Annotated in this window: 17 protein-coding genes; 2 read left to right on the top strand and 15 right to left on the bottom strand. The window is 47.2% G+C overall.

The window, feature by feature from the left end; all coding sequences use genetic code 11:
* The 13 genes from thiI to ABUA34_RS10435 all read right to left on the bottom strand — a co-directional run.
* Positions 1 to 933, bottom strand: a 933-nt coding sequence (thiI, locus tag ABUA34_RS10495) for a tRNA uracil 4-sulfurtransferase ThiI (RefSeq protein ID WP_349823264.1), incomplete at its 3' end; no start/stop codon positions are given.
* A gap of 8 nt (positions 934 to 941) precedes the next feature.
* Positions 942 to 2087 carry a cysteine desulfurase family protein gene (locus ABUA34_RS10490; RefSeq protein WP_349823265.1) on the bottom strand — a complete coding sequence of 382 codons (1146 nt, stop codon included), beginning with the start codon at positions 2085 to 2087 and terminating at the stop codon, positions 942 to 944.
* Positions 2088 to 2164: 77 nt separating this feature from the next.
* Entirely contained in the window at positions 2165 to 2923 is a 759-nt protein-coding gene (locus ABUA34_RS10485; RefSeq protein ID WP_118649245.1) for a 16S rRNA (uracil(1498)-N(3))-methyltransferase, read from the bottom strand.
* A 28-nt stretch (positions 2924 to 2951) separates the two neighbouring features.
* Positions 2952 to 3914, bottom strand: coding sequence for a 50S ribosomal protein L11 methyltransferase (gene prmA, locus ABUA34_RS10480; RefSeq protein ID WP_022217233.1), 963 nt, complete (start codon positions 3912 to 3914; stop codon positions 2952 to 2954).
* A gap of 11 nt (positions 3915 to 3925) precedes the next feature.
* Positions 3926 to 5083 (bottom strand): molecular chaperone DnaJ, encoded by a 1158-nt coding sequence (gene dnaJ / locus ABUA34_RS10475; protein ID WP_022217232.1) that lies wholly within the window; start codon positions 5081 to 5083, stop codon positions 3926 to 3928.
* Positions 5084 to 5109: 26 nt separating this feature from the next.
* On the bottom strand, positions 5110 to 6957 hold the full coding sequence (gene dnaK / locus ABUA34_RS10470) for a molecular chaperone DnaK (RefSeq protein ID WP_015533135.1): 1848 nt from the start codon (positions 6955 to 6957) through the stop codon (positions 5110 to 5112).
* Positions 6958 to 7029: 72 nt separating this feature from the next.
* Complete coding sequence (gene grpE / locus ABUA34_RS10465) at positions 7030 to 7695, bottom strand: nucleotide exchange factor GrpE (RefSeq protein WP_015533136.1); 666 nt, start codon at positions 7693 to 7695, stop codon at positions 7030 to 7032.
* Positions 7696 to 7732: 37 nt separating this feature from the next.
* Positions 7733 to 8773: a heat-inducible transcriptional repressor HrcA gene (gene hrcA, locus ABUA34_RS10460; protein ID WP_118016685.1), complete on the bottom strand. Its 1041-nt coding sequence runs from the start codon at positions 8771 to 8773 to the stop codon at positions 7733 to 7735.
* A gap of 153 nt (positions 8774 to 8926) precedes the next feature.
* Positions 8927 to 10225, bottom strand: a complete 1299-nt coding sequence (gene hemW, locus ABUA34_RS10455) for a radical SAM family heme chaperone HemW (protein ID WP_015533138.1) — start codon at positions 10223 to 10225, stop codon at positions 8927 to 8929.
* A 151-nt stretch (positions 10226 to 10376) separates the two neighbouring features.
* Complete coding sequence (gene lepA / locus ABUA34_RS10450; RefSeq protein ID WP_022217229.1) at positions 10377 to 12191, bottom strand: translation elongation factor 4; 1815 nt, start codon at positions 12189 to 12191, stop codon at positions 10377 to 10379.
* Between the two features lie 135 nt (positions 12192 to 12326).
* Positions 12327 to 13487, bottom strand: coding sequence for a stage II sporulation protein P (locus tag ABUA34_RS10445; protein ID WP_055144023.1), 1161 nt, complete (start codon positions 13485 to 13487; stop codon positions 12327 to 12329).
* Positions 13488 to 13579: 92 nt separating this feature from the next.
* The gene (gpr, locus tag ABUA34_RS10440) at positions 13580 to 14482 is read right to left on the bottom strand and encodes a GPR endopeptidase (RefSeq protein WP_015533141.1); all 903 of its coding nucleotides are present in this window, start codon (positions 14480 to 14482) and stop codon (positions 13580 to 13582) included.
* A 92-nt stretch (positions 14483 to 14574) separates the two neighbouring features.
* A complete protein-coding gene (locus tag ABUA34_RS10435) occupies positions 14575 to 14886 on the bottom strand; it encodes a hypothetical protein (RefSeq protein ID WP_015533142.1) in 312 nt (103 codons plus the stop codon).
* Positions 14887 to 15147: 261 nt separating this feature from the next.
* Here ABUA34_RS10435 and ABUA34_RS10430 point away from each other — a divergent pair, with 261 nt between their 5' ends.
* On the top strand, positions 15148 to 17871 hold the full coding sequence (locus ABUA34_RS10430; protein WP_055144021.1) for a transglycosylase domain-containing protein: 2724 nt from the start codon (positions 15148 to 15150) through the stop codon (positions 17869 to 17871).
* A 64-nt stretch (positions 17872 to 17935) separates the two neighbouring features.
* Here ABUA34_RS10430 and spoVAE read toward each other — a convergent pair whose 3' ends face one another.
* A complete protein-coding gene (spoVAE, locus tag ABUA34_RS10425) occupies positions 17936 to 18292 on the bottom strand; it encodes a stage V sporulation protein AE (RefSeq protein WP_161171704.1) in 357 nt (118 codons plus the stop codon).
* A gap of 6 nt (positions 18293 to 18298) precedes the next feature.
* Positions 18299 to 19324, bottom strand: a complete 1026-nt coding sequence (spoVAD, locus tag ABUA34_RS10420) for a stage V sporulation protein AD (RefSeq protein ID WP_349823263.1) — start codon at positions 19322 to 19324, stop codon at positions 18299 to 18301.
* Positions 19325 to 19489: 165 nt separating this feature from the next.
* Between spoVAD and ABUA34_RS10415 the strand changes: the two genes are divergently transcribed.
* Positions 19490 to 19952 (top strand): chloride channel protein (locus ABUA34_RS10415; RefSeq protein ID WP_349823262.1); only part of this gene is annotated, 463 nt, incomplete at its 3' end.

Below are 19952 nucleotides of genomic sequence, written 5' to 3'. Positions count from 1 at the left end.
GGTGCTGACCTGGTTGATAACGTTCAGGCTGAACACAGTCTGGCTTGAAACCTGGCCTATGCTCTCTCCTGTTATCGTACACTGACAGTCATTCTTCTCAGCCAGCTCCTCCGCTATCTTGATCATGTATCTCTTCATGATGATCGTGAGCTCCTCATGAGGACAGTTGTCGTATATTGCCATCTGTACATCGGCAAAGTTGACAACATGGAGTCTGATGGCTCCTGAGTAGTTGGCCACAAGACATGCCAGATCTATAACCTTCTGCTTTGCTCTCTCGCTTGTGAACGGAGGTGCGTGGAAATATACTGCCTCTACAACAACTCCTCTCTTGGCTATCATATATGCCGCAACAGGGCTGTCTATACCGCCTGACAGAAGTGCCATTCCTCTGCCGTTCGTTCCAACCGGCAGTCCTCCCGGGCCAGGTATGGTGATCGAATAGATATATGCTACCTTTCTGATCTCCACATTGATTATCTCCTGAGGTGAGTGCACATCCACTGCAAGATCAGGGAACGCCTCAAGGAGGAAATGTCCAAGCTCGGCGCTTACCTCCATGGAAGTCATAGGATATGTCTTGTCATTTCTTCTGGTGAACACCTTGAATGTGAAGTTCTTTCTGTCGTATGCCTTTTCAACATAATCTATTACCTTCTGCTTGAGGTTCTCAAACTCTGTGTTCTCCTCAACCACAACAGGGCATATTCCAACGATACCAAATACCTTTCCAAGGGCATTTACCACATCCTCATAGTCGTAATCCGACTTACACTCAACGAATATTCTTCCCTGCTCCTTGCGGATATAGAAATCTCCGTAAGGCTTCAGCTTTCTGTTGATGTTCTTGCAGAGTATGTCTTCAAATATATATCTGTTCTTTCCCTTTGTGCCTATCTCGGCATACTTTATCATAAATGCCTTGTACTGCATATTTCCTCCTATTTCTTCCTCACATATCTTCTGAGTATCGGTAAAAGTTCCTTGCAGCACTCGACTGCATAATCTATCTGTTCCATTGTATTCTCCGGTGAAAAACTGAATCTCAGTGTGGACTCAAGCTTCTCAGATGGCAGACCTATGGCCTTCAGCGTGCTGCTTGTGGAATGTTTATTCGACGAACATGCTGAACCGGATGAGACATATATGCCCTTCTCTTCCAGAGCATGAAGCATGACCTCACTTCGCACTCCCTTGAAGGTTATGCTGGCTATATGGGGCGCATCCCCGGAATTACTGTACACATCGTCTATCTGTGTGAGTTCATCTATAAGATGTTCCTTGAGTTCTCTCATGTGCGCTACATTTGCATCGAGATCTCTGTAGGTCATCTCGGCAGCCAGTGCCATTCCGGCTATTCCCGGTACATTCTCTGTTCCTGACCGCATTCCGCCCTGCTGGCCTCCACCGTATATCACAGGCTTGACCTTGACTCTGTCCTTTATGAACAGTGCTCCAACGCCCTTTGGTCCGTGGAATTTATGGCTGCTTATGGACATCATGTCTATTCCCATACGCTTCGGGTATATCACATATTTGCCAAATGCCTGTATGGCATCCACATGGAAGAGTACATTCGGATTCTTCTCCTTTATGCGTCTGGCAATGTCTTCCACCGGCATGACAGCACCTATCTCATTGTTGACGTACATGACTGACACTATGATCGTGTCGTCATCTACCTCATCTACCAACCGGCCAACATCTACCACGCCATCACTTCCGGTCGGGATCCTGACAACATCAAAGCCCATATCCTCAAGGAATGTCAGCGGACTGCCGACTGAGGCATGCTCAACTGCTGTTGTTATGATCTTGTTGCCCGCTCTCCTGTTGGCAAGTGCGCCTCCTATCAGAGCCATGTTGTTGGATTCTGTTCCTCCCGATGTGAACACGATCTCCTTCGCCTGAACCTTGAGCAGCCTGGCTATCTTATCCCTGGCATCGCTCACGTATCTGGCCGCATCCACACCCTTCTGGTGCAGTGATGACGGATTGCCATAGTCCTGTTCCATTAACTTTACCACAAGATCTCTCACCTCTGGATAAACCGGGGTGGTCGCTGAATTGTCAAAATATGCTTCCATGTTGTCTTCCACCATTCCGAAACCGATATACGTCCGGCTTCAAGCTTCTTTCTTTCACTAATCTCTACAATATTGTTCTAATTGTCCCTGTCGGCACTGAACATGATGATCGACATAACCGCCAGTCCGGCCGTCTCAGTGCGCAGTATCCTGTGTCCAAGAGTTATACATTCCGCCCCGGCCGCCATTGCCTGTTCCACTTCTTCCCTGGCAAAGCCACCCTCCGGGCCTATGAATACCCCCAGACTTCTGCGGGCAGAGGACGGTGCTGTCACATCAGCGATGATCTGTCTGGACTTTGCAAGTCCCTCCGCCTCCTCATATGGAATTATATTCATATCAAGAGTCTTCGCCATCTCTATCGCCTGTGCAAATGTTACCGGCTCCGTGATCTCAGGGACGATTCCCCTTCCGGACTGTTTTGCAGCAGCTTCCGCTATGATCCGGCATCTCTCGGTCTTCTTTGCAGCCTTCTTCGCATCAAGCTTCACTATGGTGCGCGCAGTGAATACCGGAACTATCCGGCAAACACCGAGCTCCACCATCTTCTGTACTATAAGATCCATCTTATCCGACTTTGGATATCCCTGAAACAGGGTAACCTCCACCGGAAGCTCTGCAAAGTTATCATTCACATCCTCGACGCGGCACAGAACCTCGTCTCTGCCAAGCTCCGATATACTGCACGTATAATCTCTTCCTCTGCCGTTACTGACAGTTATCTCCTGACCCACTTTAAGGCGGAGAACGTTCTTTATATGGTTAACGTCTCCGCCTGTTATGCTTATATCTGTTCCTATATCTCTGCCATCTACGTCTACAAAGAATCTGTTCATATTTGATTATTTCCTCTCACACGCTGGTTCATACATGCTTTTTTGCGACAAAGCTTACCCAGTCATTCATGTAGACAGTATCTACGATATCAAAGTTATTGTCAAGAAGAGCCTGTCTGACCTCATCCTCTTTTATGTTTATAATGCCCGATGATATAAAAATACCATCATCCTTCATAAACTTCTGAACTACAGCCGACATTGGAATTATAACGTCTGCAAGGATATTTGCAACTACTATATCATAATTTGCGCCTATTGACTCTACCAGTTTCTGGTCCTCAAGGACATTTCCGCACTTGAATTCCACAGCCTCGGCAGGAATATGGTTCACATCTCTGTTCTCTCCCGCCACATCAACAGCGATCGGATCTATGTCTATACCGAGAACATGCTTTGCACCCAGCTTATTGCAAACAAATGACAGGATACCGCTTCCGCTTCCGGCATCGAGTATCTCATCTCCATCCTTCATGTACTTCTTGAGCTGGCCTATGCACAGTCTCGTGGTCTCATGGGAACCTGTTCCAAATGCTGTTCCGGGATCTATCTCAATAACTATATCCTCATCCGTTGCATCCTCCGGCACTTCCTCCCAGGTTGGCTTGATGATGATATTGTCATACAGTCTGAATGGCTTGAAGTAGGCCTTCCAGTTGTCTCTCCAGTCCTCTTCCTTCGTCTCACTCTCGGTTATCTTGCCTGTTCCGACAGGAAGAAACTCTGACAGCCTCCTGATCTCTGCAGCCACCTTATCCTTTATCTCCTGCACGTCAAATGTATCGTCAAGGAAACAGGACACCTTTGCAGTTCCATCATTTTCCGGCATATCATCCGGCAGGAGATCGACAAACATCGTCTCCATCTCCTCCTCAGTGAGGGGAATATTATCTTCTATCTGAACACCCAAAACGCCTTCCTCTTCGAGGAAGGCGCTTATGAGGTCTTCAGCTTCACATGTTGTATCTATTGTGAGCTTCGTCCATTTCATATATTTTATACCTACTTTTTCTTTCTTCTCTTGTGATCGCCAAATGTAAATGGTCCTGCTGAATCTGTTGCAGGTCTTGTCTCTACAAGTGTTGCCTGCTCATACTGATTTAGGATCTTCTTCTGCTCCTCTGTGAGCTTCTCCGGCACCTGTACAACAAGTGTTACATAGTGATCGCCTCGCTGAGTTGGGTTCTTGAGGTTAGGTACTCCTTTGCCCTTCAGCTTTATACGTGTATCTGTCTGTGTTCCTGGTGGTATGGTGTAATCAACCTCTCCTTCGATGGTGTTGATCTTGATAACTCCACCAAGTGCTGCCTGTGTAAATGTGATAGGCTCTGATGAATACAGATTGTACTCCTGTCTCTGGAAGTTTGGATGACGATCAACAAGTATGGTAACTGTAAGATCTCCTCTCTCACCACCGTTGATACCAGGCTCACCCTTTCCTTTGATTCGGATGTTAGTACCATTATCTACTCCTGGTGGAATAGCTATCTGTATCTTCTTTCTGCTCTTTACATATCCTGTTCCTGCACAGTTGCTGCACTTGTATCTGATGATCTTACCAGATCCACTACAATCAGGACATGTCTGAACATTACGTACAACTCCAAAAAGTGACTGCTGTGTTGTCACTATCTGGCCCTTACCGCCGCACTTGCCGCAGACCTCCGGCTGGTGTCCCGGCTGTGAACCGGTTCCCTTACATACATCACACTCATCCTTCAGTGGGAGCTCAAGCTCCTTCTGGGTTCCGAATATAGCCTCCTCAAAGGCTACTCTGATGGTGGTCTTGATGTTTGCGCCCTTCATAGGGCCATTTGTATTTCTCTGACGGCTTGCGCCACCGAACATATCTCCGAATATATCTCCAAAGATATCTCCCATGTCTGCGAAGTCAAATCCACCAAATCCGTCGGCACCGCCGCCGTTCTGGTCGAATGCTGCATGGCCAAACTGATCATACTTTGCACGTTTCTCAGGGTCACTGAGGACTGAATAAGCTTCAGCTGCTTCTTTGAATTTCTCTGCAGCCTCTTCATCACCAGGGTTCATATCCGGGTGGTATTTTTTTGCTACCACTCGGTATGCCCTTTTGATCTCGGCTTCAGAGGCTCCCTTGGTTACACCAAGGACTTCATAATAATCGGTCTTTGTCTCTGCCATAGCCTTTACCTTTCATCCTCTATATATTAAACCTCTGTGAAATCTCCATCTACAACATCGCCATCTGAGTAATCAGGTGTGCCTGCACCTGTTCCTGCGTTTGCTCCAGGACCGTTCTGCTCATAGAGCTTTGAGAACAGGTTCTGTGCGCTCTCCATCAGCTTATCCTTTGCAGCCTTGATCTTATCTACATCTGCATCGCTCATATTCTCTGCATCTGTGCTGTCTATTGCTGCTCTTAAGGAGTCAAGATCTGCCTTTACGCCAGCCTTGTCAGAATCTGAAAGCTTATCTCCTACCTCGCCGAGTGCCTTCTCTGTCTGGAATGCAAGTGCATCTGCCTCATTTCTTGCCTCGATGCCTTCCTTACGCTTCTTATCCTGAGCCTCGTACTCTGCTGCTTCCTTAACTGCTCTATCGATATCATCATCTGAAAGTGATGTTCCTGATGTGATAGTAATGTGCTGCTCTCTTCCTGTTCCGAGATCCTTTGCTGATACATTTACGATACCATTTGCATCGATATCGAATGTAACCTCGATCTGTGGAACTCCACGTCTTGCTGGAGCGATACCATCAAGTCTGAATCTGCCAAGACTCTTGTTGTCCTTTGCGAACTGTCTCTCACCCTGTACTACGTTGATATCAACGGCATCCTGATTATCCTGTGCTGTTGAGAAGATCTGGCTCTTCTTTGTAGGGATTGTTGTATTTCTCTCGATAAGGTGAGTAGCTATACCACCCATTGTCTCGATTGAAAGTGTAAGTGGTGTAACATCCAGAAGAAGGATCTCGCCTGCACCGGCATCTCCGGCAAGCTTACCACCCTGGATACAAGCACCGATAGCAACACACTCATCAGGGTTGATTCCCTTGAATGGCTCCTTACCTGTAAGTCTCTTAACCTCTTCCTGTACTGCTATGATACGGGTTGAACCACCGACAAGAAGTACCTTGTCAAGGTCTGCTGCTGTAAGTCCTGCATCAGCAAGTGCTGTGTTAACAGGGCCCTTTGTTCTGTCTACAAGATCTGCTGTAAGCTCATCGAACTTAGCTCTTGTAAGGTTCATATCGAAATGCTTTGGTCCATCCTGGTTTGCTGTGATGAAAGGAAGGTTGATGTTGGTTGTTGTAGCTGATGACAGCTCCTTCTTTGCCTTCTCTGCTGCTTCCTTTAATCTCTGCATAGCCATCTTATCGCCTGAAAGGTCGATGCCCTCTGCCTTCTTGAATTCATCAAGCATATACTGTGTAATTGCGTTATCGAAGTCATCACCACCGAGCTTGTTATCGCCGGCTGTTGCAAGAACCTCGATGACACCCTCACCGATCTCAATGATAGATACATCGAATGTACCACCACCTAAATCGTAAACCATGATTCTCTGCTCCTGCTCGTTGTCAAGACCATATGAAAGAGCTGCTGCTGTAGGCTCGTTGATGATACGCTTTACATCAAGACCTGCGATCTTACCGGCATCCTTTGTTGCCTGTCTCTGTCCATCTGAGAAGTAAGCAGGAACTGTGATAACTGCCTCTGTAACCTTCTCTCCTAAGTATCCCTCTGCATCTGACTTCAGCTTCTGAAGGATCATTGCTGAAATCTCCTGTGGTGAATACTTCTTGCCATCTATCTCTACTCTGTAATCTGATCCCATGTGACGCTTGATAGATGAAATTGTCTTATCTGCGTTTGTAACTGCCTGACGCTTTGCAGGCTCACCTACTACTCTCTCTCCTGTCTTCAGGAAACCTACTACTGAAGGTGTTGTTCTCATACCCTCTGAGTTAGCTATAACTACAGGCTTACCACCTTCCATAACTGCTACACATGAATTTGTTGTACCTAAGTCAATACCTATAATCTTACCCATTGTCTTTTCCTCCTAGAAAAAAAATTTACAATATTAAGAAATCTCCCACTCCGTGGGTCCTTCTTATGAAGTTTAATTTGCTACCTTTACCATGCTAAATCTGAGCACCTGATCCTTGTACATGTAACCCTTCTGCATCTCTTCAACGATTACATTCTCTTCGTAGTTGTCATCCTCTACATGCATCACTGCATTGTGGAATGTAGGATCAAACTGTTCCCCGGCGCAATCCATAGGCTTTACACCTATGCTTTCCAATGACGTCATAAGCTGCTTATATATATTTGCAACTCCCGACTCGAATGGTCTGTCCTTATCCTCATCAGGAATGGCTGCCATTGCTCTCTCAAAATTGTCTACCACAGGAAGGAGCTTCTCAAGAACTCCCTTTGCACCTATGTCGTACAATTTGCCTGACTCTTTTTCATTTCTCTGGCGGATGTTCTCACACTCCGCAAGAAGTCTTGTGTACTTTGTCTCTGCATCCTTGCAGCGTTCCTTGAGCTTCTCGTTCTCCTCACGGAGAGCCTTGCCTCCACGTCTGTTCTCCTTTGCAACATGCTGTGGCTTTGCAGCCTCTGCCTGCTCCTCCGGAACGTCAACGGTCTCATCGACCTTGACTTCTGACTCAACGCCATCCTTTATCTCTGCTGAAGCATCTCCAACTATGGTCTCGGCTGCTGTCTGCTCTGTCTTAACCTTCTTGTCGGATGCAGTACTGTTATTGCTATCAGCCATTACATATCCTCCTATTCATCGTTATAATCTTATCTGTCTATCCATTGTTGTTAAATATGTCATCAAGCTCTCCGGTGAGTTCCTTGAGCATGCTCACAACTTTCTTGTAATCCATCCTCTTTGGTCCGATTATTCCTATCGTTCCTTTTGCACCCTCCGGCATCTTGTATGTTGCTGTTACAAGGGAGCAGTCCTTCAGGTTTTCATCGCTGTTCTCCTGTCCTATCAGGATCTGTATGTCGCTGTCCTGCTGGATCACATCCTCCACATGTTTTGCAAATTCTTCTTTGTCCTCTATGTCTTCCAGTGTTCCGAGCAGCTTCTCTGCGGATGACGTGTTCGCCAGCTCAGGGTACTTGAGTACATTCGTTGCTCCACTGGTATAAACCTTGAGATCATCGGCCTCATGGATCGCCTCCATGATTCCCTGGAATATCGTCTCAAGGATCTCTGCATATTCACCTGCCTGAACCTTCATGGTCTGTATAAGTTCAAGATTGATATCCTGAAGTGCCGCGCCCTGAAGGAAGGTATTTAGCAGAATATTAAATTTTAAAATATCTTCATTCTTCAGGCTGTACGTCGTCTTGATCAGCTTATTCTTGACTATATTGCCATCAACCATGATGACCGCCAGCAATGTGGTCTCATCAACCTGTGACAACTGGATGAACTTTACTGTGTTGTTGTACTGTGGCATCGTAACCAGTGTTGCGTACTGAGTGTTAGTCGCAAGCACCTTTGCCACCTGCTTGAGAAGCTTCTCGAGCTTATCAACTCTATTCAGCAGATTCTCTCGCTCTGTCTGATCCTCTGCTTTCTCTTCATCCCTGTCTGCCATGATGCTGTCAACATAAAACCTGTAACCTGCATCTGTTGGAACTCTTCCTGCCGATGCATGTGGCTGGCATATATAACCCATATCCTCAAGATCTGACATCTCATTTCTTATGGTAGCCGGGCTGACATTCATGTCGGCCAGCTTGGAAATGGTTCTCGATCCAACGGGCTCTCCAGTCTCCAGGTAATTCGAAACGATCGCTTTTAGAATTCTGACTTTTCTCTCGTCAAGTTCCATACTCTCATTCCTTTTTGCTTTTAGTCTTATTAGCACTCAACATATTCGAGTGCTAACCACTAAACATAATCTAACACTGCCGCCCCCTTTTGTCAACAAAATAACGAATGTTTTTGTGTTTTTTTTATGTTTTGAAGGACGGTCGTGCCAGTATTATTCTATTAAGAAGTCCGCCAGGATCGTGTTGCTTACGTCGATGCCTTTTTTTGTGAGGCGGATCAGGCCGTGGTCATCTTCGAGGTGGCCGGTGGACTTGTATTTATCTATGACGGAGCCGTATATGTCGTAGATGGAGTGTCCAAAGTAGTCGTTGAATTTTTCTGCACTCACACCGGATATCATACGCAGGCCGAGGAACATATATTCCTCCATCAGCCTGTCTGCGTCAAGTTCTTCTTCCACATTGCGCATGTGTTCTATTATATCTCTTGCCTTACCCGAATTTGCGACGTGATCTCCGAATGTCATGAGCTCCCTGTGTCTTGCCATGCCGTCTATGTAGTCTTCCAGACTGGATGTGTTGGTGTAGCGTCTGCCGTACAGGAAGGACGCTGCTCCGATTCCGATTCCTATGTATTCCCCGAGGGTCCAGTAGACTATGTTATGTCTGCACTCGTAGCCAGCTTTGGCGTAATTGGATATCTCGTATCTGTGGTAGCCGCCGGTGCCTAAGAGCTTATTTGTTATGTCGTACATCTGCCTGTCCACGTCCTCATCCGGGATCTGTGACAGCAGGTTCTCATCTGCTGCCAGAGGAGTTCCGTCCTCCACTATGAGGCTGTAGGACGATATGTGCTCCGGCTTACACCTTAATACCTTGTCAAGGGTGTCCAGATATGACCTCATGGTCTGTCCCGGTATGTCTGACATCAGGTCTATATTTATATTGCGAAATCCGGCCTCCCTAGCCATGTCAAATGCGGCGAGGAACTGGTCATAATTGTGTATCCTGCCCAGAGCTTCCAGCTCATTTTTCTGTGCGGACTGAAGGCCTATGCTCATCCTGTTTATGCCATTTGCTATATACTCTGCTGCCTTACGGCTGGTCAGGGTGCCCGGATTTACCTCTATGCTTATCTCCGCATCCTCTGCGACATCGAACAGCTTCCTCACCGTCGTCATTACAAGTGTGATCTCGTCCGGCTCCAGTATGGATGGGGTTCCGCCTCCTATGTATATTGTCCTGACCTTGTGGGTCTCCGCCAAATACGAGTAGCTTTTCAGCTCCTCGCACAGGGCTTCGATGTATTTCTCACGGTACACTCCATATCCCGACATGCAGGCTGCCCCCACCGGAAATGACAGGAAGTCGCAGTATGCACATTTCTTCACACAGAATGGGATATGTATGTATATGCTGAGCGGCTTCTTCTCATATGACTCTAAAACTTCGTCATTATTTGCATCGCCGAAATCCCGATCTGAATTTTCGGTATTTATTATATCTATCATTAGTATCCTTCCTTTTTATTTCAAATATCGTCACCGCATGAAAAAAGCCGCTACTAAGAATGCTCCTGTCAGAATGCTCTCATTAACGGCTTTTCTACGATTCTATTATTTCTTATTTAATATAACCGTGTCACTGTGTTCCCGGTCTTTTCTATTCCTCATCAAGCTTCAGGACAGACATAAATGCCTTCTGTGGTATCTCCACATTGCCCACCTGTCTCATTCGCTTCTTTCCTTCCTTCTGCTTTTCAAGGAGCTTTCTCTTTCTGGATATATCTCCGCCGTAGCACTTGGCAAGGACATCCTTTCTCATGGCCTTGACTGTCTCGCGGGCTATTACCTTGCCGCCTATGGCCGCCTGGATCGGGATCTCGAACAGATGTCTCGGGATCTCGTCCTTGAGCTTCTCGCACATCTTTCTGCCCCTTTCATACGCTGTATCCTTGTGTATGATAAATGAGAGTGCATCGACCTCTTCCTTATTGATAAGGATGTCCAGCTTCACAAGCTCTGAGCGGACATAGCCCTTCATCTCATAGTCAAATGAAGCATAGCCCCTTGAACGCGACTTAAGTGCATCAAAGAAATCGTATATGATCTCGTTCAGTGGGAGGTCGTACTTGAGAAGCGCTCTTGTCTCCTCCATGTACTCCATGCTCTTGTACACGCCTCGTCTCTCCTGGCAGAGCTGCATGATGGCACCCACATACTCTGTTGTGACCATGATCTCCGCATCGACAAATGGCTCCTCCATGTACTCTATGGTGGATGGATCCGGCAGATTCGACGGATTGGTGAGCTCTATAACATTCCCATCTGTGGTATGTACCTTATATACAACGCCTGGCGCTGTGGTTACCAGATCAAGATTGAACTCCCTCTCCAGTCGCTCCTGAACTATCTCAAGGTGAAGCAGTCCAAGGAAACCACATCGGAAACCAAAGCCCAGTGCTATGGATGTCTCCGGCTCAAAGCTGAGCGCCGCATCATTTAACTGAAGTTTCTCAAGGGCATCCCTGAGATCCGGATACTTTGCTCCATCCGCAGGATAGAGTCCGCAGTATACCATAGGCTGTGCCTTCTTGTATCCAGGAAGCGCCTCGTCACATGGCCTGTCCGCCTGTGTGACTGTATCTCCCACTGTGGTATCCTGTACATTCTTAAGGCTGGCTGTTATGTAACCAACCATACCGGCTGACAGCTCATCACATGGGACAAATCTTCCCGCTCCGAATATTCCGACCTCAACCACCTCAGCCTCAGCTCCGGTGGCCATCATCCTTATGGTGGTTCCCTTCTTCACGCAGCCGTCAAATAATCGGCAGAATATGATAACTCCCTTGTAGGAGTCATACAGACTGTCGAATATAAGTGCCTTGAGTGGAGCCTCAGGGTCACCATGCGGTGCCGGCACCTTCTTCACGATCTGTTCAAGCACTTCTTCTATATTAATCCCATTCTTTGCCGATATCCTTGGGGCATCCTGTGCCTCTATTCCAATTACATCCTCGATCTCGTTCACGACCCTCTCCGGATCTGCTGACGGGAGGTCTATCTTGTTGATGACTGGCATGACATCAAGGTCATGATCCAGCGCCAGGTATACATTCGCCAGGGTCTGCGCCTCTATGCCCTGTGCGGCATCAACCACAAGTATGGCTCCCTCACAGGCTGCCAGACTTCGAGATACCTCATAATTGAAATCCACATGTCCCGGAGTGTCTATGAGATTGAATATGTACTCCTGTCCATCATTGGCATTGTACACGATCCTGACACACTGTGCCTTGATGGTGATTCCACGCTCCCTCTCAAGATCCATATTGTCAAGAACCTGATTCTGCATCTCCCTGCTGGTCAGAGTTCCGGTCTTCTCTATGATCCTGTCGGCAAGTGTTGATTTACCGTGGTCTATATGCGCTATTATACAGAAATTTCTTATCTTTGACTGGTCTAAATGCTCCATGTTTTCACATCCTTATCTATGTCCCGCGCCTTGTATGTGCAGGCTCTTTTATTCTTATACTTGTCTTACTCGCATTTGACGTTAATATAACATGTATGAGCATATAACTGCAAGTGCCAATATGCCACTTAATCCTCACTTCAGAAGCACCTTTGCAAGCATTGCGGCAAATGGTTCGATGGCGTTGTATTCCTCCTCCACCGTGTTAGTCTGTGCGCCTATCTCTGCCAGCATGGCGTGCGGCATGAGATCCATGTTGTACCGGCTCGTACTTATGTATATCTTGCGCATCATGTCGCCGTAATTTGCCCTGCCCGCCAGATAGGTCTGAAGTGCAAATGCCATGTTGTCGACCTTGTTGTCATTGCTCCAATAGTCCACATCGTTGCCATCCTCGTCACGGCACATACCATTTAACAGCATGATCTGTGCTGTGGGCTTTCCATCCACATCTGTAACCAGATGTGTGTCATCCGGCACACCATCCCTGTGGAGATCTATGATGACCTCTATCTCAGGATTGTCCTTAAGTATCTGTGACACACCTTCCCTCGAATAATCATAGGAAGCGTTCCTGTCAAGAACCCCTGTCATCATGTCATATGCCGTGGTGTCGTGGTACACCGGTATGCCATATGTATCCGTGAGTATCTCCGCCAGGCGGTTGCCAAGTCCTATCACCGTGTCGTCAACCTCGCCCGGTCTTGAGTCCGCAAATGCCTCAGAGCCGTGGGTGTGATATATCAGAACCTTGTATCCGCCCGTGTCCATATCCAGCGACAGATCTTTGCCGAGCAGATTTTCCGCATCCAGCTCGTCTTTTTTTACGCACTTAGGGTATGTGGCGTTATAACAATATGAAAGGAGTGTATCTGCGTCCATACCTATATAAGAGCTCATTATATCCGCCATGGCCGACACAGTCCTGGCATCAGCGGATCTCTGCGCAGCTTCTGTGGTCTCAGTGCTGGCAGGCGCAGAAGTCTCTGAAGTCTCCGCCTGCGATGATGCCTCACCTTCGGAATCCGCATCCTCCGTCTGGTATGTCCTGCCCTCCTCGCACACCTCCCTGACCTGAGATTCCCAGTAATCCATGTAACAGTACACATCCGGCTCAGCCGCACCGGGGCTGTATATACTCTCGCCTGTTTCACCCGAAGAACTGCCATATATCCCGCTATACACCAGCTTCCACACATCATCAGTTATCCCGGTCTTTATCAATATCCCCGCGCACACCAGAATCACCCACGCAAGTATATACACAGTCTTCGTATGAAGCTTTCTGTCCGACATACATTTCCACCCCTTTTGAATATGCTATGGCCTCTGTTATCCATTATTCAAATATATGAGTGTACGTGCCAAATGATTCCCTGTATTTTTCTCTACATCGCTATGGCATTTATCGCCTCAGATATCGTAAAGCTGATGCGGCGCACTAGCTCGTCTATATTTTTCGGGGTCACGAACATATCCGCCATATCCTCGTCCAGAAGATTGCACGCTATCTGGTATCTCTGCTTCTCCGTGAACTCCCTCATGATCCTGCGCCCGTAGGTCTCGTTAAATGCATCAGCCACCTCATCCAGCGAATCGTCTATGATGGATGGAACGGAGATGACTGTCGGAACACCGACTGCGATCACGCGTCTGCCAAGGTTGTCTGAGCTCAGTGTCTTTCTGTTGTTGCCGACACCGGAGCCGGGGCTTATACCTGTATCCGTGAGCTGGATGGTGCATCCGAGTCTCTTGCTGCTTCTGGCCGCCAGGGCGTCTATTGCAACCACGATCTCCACGTCTATCTCATCGCATATTCCCCTGACTATATCCACAGTCTCTATTCCGGTCTGTGCCATGACTCCCGGACATATGGCACTCATGACCAGATCTGGCTTTCCCGGAGTGTCCAGGTGCCTTGTCACATACAGATTGTCTATGACCAGCGGGCCTATGGAATCCGGGGTGACCTGCCTGTTGCCAAGTCCGACCACCAGTATATTTCCCGCATGCCCCATGAGCTCCCTGAGTCTGCCCTCAAGCTCCGCCCTCAGAGGTTCATGTATGGACTCCTCATATTCCTTAAGCTTGGAACACTCTATCGTTATATATTGTCCCTTTGCCTTTCCCAGATTTTTCTCCCCTATCTCATCCAGCACCGTTATGGTGGTGGTCTTGATGCTCCTGTCCTCATTCACCACCGTCTTCACCTTGACCCCAGGCATATTTCTCCTGTCGGCTACATTTTCTCTGAGCTCTATCGCAAGATCCGTACGTATCTCCCTGTTCATATGCGTCCTCCTTACATAACCCATTACATGTATAATAAAATACCCCGGCGGATGCATTTTTATGTATCCGCCGGGGCATTCCACGGTAAATCTTACATTACCTTGCCAAGTATTCTGTTGATCACTTCAGGATATCCGCACACCCTGAGGACAGGTGGCTCCCACTCCAGGGATGCCGTCTGATAAAAGCATGTCGACACACCGACTTCTATTCCGCCCTCCATCTCTGATGATCTTACGATCCTTCCAAATTTCTTCTTGTCCTTAACAAGTCCCCAGGCGGCTTTGTTGATGGTAAATTCCACCACCGGGTAGCCTCCCACATATCCTGTCACCTTTGCGTCGTCCACATATGACAGCTCGTCCTTCCAGTATTCAACCGCTTCGTCTATTGATGCAAACATATATCTTCTCCTGTTTATTCTGCACTTTTTTATATTTATTATGCTTTTGAATCATACCGTTGTCAATTTACTCTTTCTGATTTTTTCGTTCACGTTTATTAATTTTTGTTTTGTTGCAATATTTTTTTCTTTATTATTATACTGTTATTTGATATACTAATTTGAAGTGTATATTAACGGCAGTAGTCTGCCCTTATTTAGAATTTACTTTTACAATTAAATAGCGGGGATCTATCCCCCAGGTTTTAAGGAGGTCTTTTTATGGATTTTACTAAGAAGGGAGCGGTGAAGGCTCAGAAGGAGCTGGTATCCAAGCTTCCAAGAAACCGGCGTAAGCTTAACATTTCTGTGTTTAAGATTATACTGGTGCTGGTGCTCGCCATTGTGATAGTCGGTGTCGGAGCCGGATTTGGAGCCCTCAAGGGTATTCTGGATGATACGCCGAACATCAACGCTGACGCTCTCATACCTAAGGGATACAAGACAACTCTTGTATACCAGAATGGAAAGGAGATCACGACACTTGCCAATTCCAACTCCAACCGAGAGTATGTGTATTACGACTCTATTCCTGAGGATCTTGTGAATGCATTTGTCGCTATAGAGGACAGACGTTTCTGGGAGCACAACGGAATCGATGTACAGGGTATCGCCAGAGCATTTATAAAGGGTCTCAAAAGCGGAGACTTCGATGAGGGTGCTTCCACTCTTACACAGCAGCTTATCAAGAACAACGTGTTCAACGTCGGACTGAATGAGTCAACTTTCCTGGATAAGCTTGAGCGTAAGGTTCAGGAGCAGTACCTGGCTGTGGATATGGAGAAGAAGATCGACAAGAAGTCGATAGTCGAGTATTATCTGAACACCATATATCTCGGAGAAGGCTGCTACGGTGTTGAGACCGCTGCCAAGACTTACTTCGGCAAGGGGCTCAGCCAGTTATCGGTATCTGAGTGTGCCGTGCTCGCAGCAATTCCGCAGAACCCTACCAAATACGATCCTCTCCTGTCGCCTGACGACAACAAGACCAGAAGGACCCAGGTTCTTAAATACATGCTGGATCTTGAGTATATAACACAGGCGCAGTATGACGAGGCTATAAACGATAACGTTTACAAGCGTATCGCTTCCGTATCTAAGAAGGAAGAAAAGCAGCAGAAGACAGAGGTCAACTCCTACTACACTGACGAGGTCATCAAGCAGCTTCAGAATGATCTGGTTGCCAAGGGCTACTCAGAGGACGAGGCAGAGTCACTGATCTGGTCAGGCGGACTCAAGGTCATCGTTTGTCAGGATCCTGAGATCCAGGAGATCGCTGACTCAGTTGTAAATGATACATCCTACTGGCCTGAGCCTGTATATCAGCTCAACTACGCTCTCACTCTTGCTGACAAGGAGACAAAGGTCCAGACAAACTACAGTGTAGAGAATCTCGAGAGCTGGTTTGCTGAACAGCAGGGCTACGATTATAGTGCAAGATATTACAGTGAGGATGAAGCCCGTGCAGCGGCTGACGAGTTCAGGGATGCCATGGTTGCCGAGACCGGCGACGAAGTCTTCATGGAGACATTCAAGCTTGTCATACAGCCACAGGTATCATTCACTCTCATGGACCAGAACACCGGTCAGGTCAAGGCACTTGTCGGAGGCCGTGGAGAGAAAACTGAGAACAGATCATTCAACCGTGCAACTGAGGCTACCAGACAGCCTGGTTCTTGCTTCAAGATAGTTGCCACATACCTTCCTGCACTGGACGCGTGCAACATGTCTCTTGCCACCGTATACGATGATGCACCTTACTACTATGAGAATGGTAATCAGGTATTTAACTGGTACGGCGGATACTGGGGACCTAAAACTATAAGATATGCTATCATGGAGTCTATGAATATCATAGCTGTAAAGTGTATCACAGACGTAACTCCACAGCTCGCATATGACTATCTGCTGAAGCTTGGATTTACAACTCTTGTTGAGAGAAAGACAGACAGCGATGGTCTCATCCTGTCAGATATCAACCAGTCACTTGCACTTGGTGGTCTGACAAATGGTATTACCAACCTAGAGATCACAGCTGCATATGCAACCATCGCCAACGGTGGTAATTATATAAAGCCTGTGTTCTACTCAGAGGTTTACGACCATGAAGGCAATCTTCTGATAGACAACAGGGAGCCTGAGAAGACACGTGTCATATCAGAGCAGACAGCATGGCTTCTCACAAGTGCCATGCACGACGTTGTAACAGGAGGTACCGGTTCAGGTGCCAACTCTTACACAGGTATGTATACAGCAGGTAAGACAGGTACCACATCAGGAGACTTTGATAACTGGTTCTGTGGTTATAACCCATACTACACAGCTTCTATATGGCTTGGAAATGATGAGAACATCACATACAGCCCTGGTTCTATCAAGTGCTATATGTGGAGAGATATCATGGATCAGGTCATTGAGAAGAAGGGACTTGATACATCGGCTACATTTGAGATGCCGGACGGAATCGTACAGGCCACTGTATGTTCGGATACAGGACTTCTTCCATCGAATGGATGTCCTACCGTAACAGATTACTTTGACGCATCCAAGATTCCTACAAAGTACTGTCCAGGTGTCAAGAAGGTTGTCGTATGTAACGAATCACACATGCTTGCCAACAAGGAATGTCCTGAGACTACAACCTTCATCTACAAGCTGAATGATGATGGTGAATATGTTCTTGAGGGTTACACATGGGATGAATCACTCCTCAAGGAGCACTGTAACATCCACGGCAAGAAGAAGGATACAAAGAAAACTACCAAGGCAACAACGACAACCGAGGATACATCGGAGGATACAACGGATGATACAACAACGGAGGAGCCTACAACGACTGAGGAACCTACAACCGAGGAACCTACGTCAGAGGAACCTACCTCTTCAACAGAGATAACCACAACCGAGGAACCAAGCTCGGATGATTCAACCGATACAACTCAATGACGGAAAGCCCCATCATACAATTCAATGTATGGTGGGGCTTTTTATATCTGCCTGTCTTCTATTTCTATTTTGTCATCTTCGGCTTGAATATCAGCGATGCCATATATCCGAATATCAGTGCAGCCGAACTTCCAACCGCAGCCATCTGGAAACCTCCGCGGAACAGTCCGATAAATCCATCCTTATCAACCGCCTCGGTTATACCCTTCCACAGATTATATCCAAATCCTGTGAGCGGCACCGACGCTCCGCACTGTGCAAATTCCAGAAGCGGCTTGTATATTCCAAGAGCTCCAAGCACAACTCCCGTACAGACGAGTATGACCATTATCCTTCCCGGAAGGAGCTTGGTCTTATCCATCAATATCTGGGCAAGGACACATATTATTCCGCCAACCACAAACGCTTTTACATAATCCATTTACATCTACTCTCCTTTCTTTTCGTGATGCTCTATCATGACCGCATGGGCTATCCCCGGTATGGTCTGCCCCTCGTTATAGCTCACGGTGGAAAGCAGTGCTCCAGTCGGAACAAACAACACTCTCTTCCACTCCCCGGAGCTCACCTTCTTCAATATATATCCGGCAAGAACAGTCGCCGAGCAGCCACAGCCCGATCCGCCCGAGTGGGTATCCTGTTCCTCGTTGTCAAATATCTCTATACCGCAGTCCATATGATTTGCCGATATATCCACATTGTTCATGCTCAGAAGATCCTCAAGTATCGTCTTGCCGACCTTGCCGAGATCACCGGTTATTATCCTGTCATAGTATGATGGCTTTATTCCAAAGTCCTGAAGATTCTGATATATGACAGCAGCCGCAGCGGGTGCCATGCACGCTCCCATGTTGAGAGAATCCTTCACTCCATAATCTACTATCTGCCCTGTGGTGACTCCATGAATACATACATCCGACTCTCTGTCCGACACCACAAAGGCACCACTTCCCGTGACCGTCCAGGTAGCTGACAGGGGACGCTGATTTCCATATTCCAAGGGAAAACGGAACTGCTTCTCCGCACTTCCATAGTGGCTTGACGCCTCCGCAATGACGTTGTCCGCATACCCCGCCGCCACAGTCATGGACGCAAGCGACAGTGCCTCCCCGCACGTCGAGCACGCACCATACAGACCGAACACCGGTATCTCCATATCCTTGATTCCAAATGTCGACGCTATGAGCTGTCCCAGCAGATCCCCGGCAAATATATACCTTATATCCTGCTTGACTATTCCCGCCTTCTGTATGGCAAGGGTCACCGCCTGACGCACCATCTCACTCTCGCCTTCCTCCCAGGAATCTTTGCCAAATGTTGCATCCTCGCTCACTCTGTCAAAATATCTCGCCATGGGGCCGTCTATCTCCTTCGGCCCCGCCACCGCTGCTGCCCCCAGTATATATGGGGGATTGCCAAATTTTATGCTCTGTTTTCCTTTTTTCTCATTCATATCATGCAACTCCCTTATATGGATAAATGTAACTGTTACTATAATTCCCTTATGCACTGCAGATTATAATGGTAGTTTTTGTTAATCTCAGCACTGGACAAATTCATTTATTTGCTTTAACATTACTAAAGTTGCTTTACAAAGAAAAAGGAATGGAGAATCGCCGTGGAATTTACAAAGGAATACTGGGTAAACTGTTTTAGCAGATGTGTCAGATATGCTACGACTTTTTTCAAATGGATAGTTTTTTCACTGATAATGGGAACGATATGCGGGCTTGTCGGAACAGCTTTTCATATATGCGTAGAGTACGCCACCGGCTTCCGTGAGAACAATCATATGATAATATATTTTCTGCCGCTTGCGGGAATCGTGATCGTATTTATATACAGGATCTGTGGAATAAGACATTCCAAGGGAACCAATCTTGTCATCGGTTCCATAAGAAGTGTGGAGGACGAGATTCCTTCCCGTATGGCTCCGCTGATCTTCATATCGACGGTCATTACACACCTCTTTGGAGGTTCATCCGGCCGGGAAGGTGCCGCCCTTCAGATAGGTGGAAGCATCGGTGTCTCTATAGGCAAGCTGTTCAAGCTGGATGACAGCGACAAGCACATACTCACAC

This window comes from Coprococcus sp. RTP21428st1_C9_RTP21428_210409, assembly GCF_040227395.1.
Taxonomy (GTDB): Bacteria; Bacillota; Clostridia; order Lachnospirales; family Lachnospiraceae; genus Coprococcus; species Coprococcus aceti.
The sequence above is the reverse complement of the archived record's forward strand: the minus strand, read 5'-3'. Positions and strand labels throughout refer to the sequence as shown.